The organism is Corallococcus exercitus (genome assembly GCF_003611585.1).
Taxonomy (GTDB): domain Bacteria; phylum Myxococcota; class Myxococcia; order Myxococcales; family Myxococcaceae; genus Corallococcus; species Corallococcus exercitus.
In genome coordinates this window covers 1-864 of the sequence record NZ_RAVW01000828.1, presented here as the reverse complement: position 1 = coordinate 864, position 864 = coordinate 1, and the positions used below count along the sequence as shown (strand labels likewise).

Here is an 864-nt window from a genome sequence, read left to right as displayed (position 1 = left end):
GTGGTCGTGGATGAAGAAGCGGTACCAGAAGAGCTTGCCCTCGTCGTCCACGCCGTCGAAGAGGCACAGCGTCAGGTACCAGGGCACCGCCACCGCCGCGAACACGAGCACGCCCGTGCCCAGCTTCATCCGGTACATCTGCGCCCAGAGCACCGGCATGGCCCGCGAGCCCGCGCGCACCTGGGCGCGGACCTCGCCGCTGGCGAGCCAGCGCAGGTGCGCCTCCAGACTCTCACGGCTCCACGGGATGACCGCGGCGGCCGCGTAGAGCACCAGGATGACCGCGGGCAGGCCCACGCCCAACAGGCCCTTGGCCAGCGTGGCCAGGCCCGCGAAGACATAGAACGCGTACCACCAGGCGGCACGGTGCTTCGTGGTGTCATCCAACTGCCCGATGAGCGCGCACGCCATGGCGCACACGAAGGTGGTGACGAAGGGCGTGTCGGTGACGGTCTGCCGGGTGAGCAGGAAGTACAGCGGCATGGTGGCCAGCACGAAGCCCGTGGCCAGGCCCGCGCGCATGCTCACCACCCGCGCCACCGCCAGCGACAAGAGCGCCACGGCGGTGATGCTCAGCAGGGCGAAGGGCATCCGCATGCCCCACTCCGTGTAGAGCCCCATGGCGCCGTCGCCCTTGAGCGCGCCGACGAGGTTCATCCCCAGCGCCTGCATCCACATGGTGAGCGGCGGCTTGGAGAAGAACCACGCGTTCTCCCAGAAGGGATAGACGTAGTCGCTGCGCTGGATCATCTGCCGGCCCACTTCGCCGTAGTGCGTCTCCCAGGGGTCCCACAGTCCGACGGCGCCCAGGTAGGGCACGAAGAGCAGCGCCGCGAAGCCCGCGGTCGCCAGGACCACGCGCGT

At 69.4% G+C, this 864-nt stretch carries 1 protein-coding gene; it reads right to left on the bottom strand.

From position 1 onward, the window contains the following. On the bottom strand, positions 1-864 hold an 864-nt coding region (locus D7W79_RS42365), incomplete at both ends, for an ArnT family glycosyltransferase (protein ID WP_244222287.1).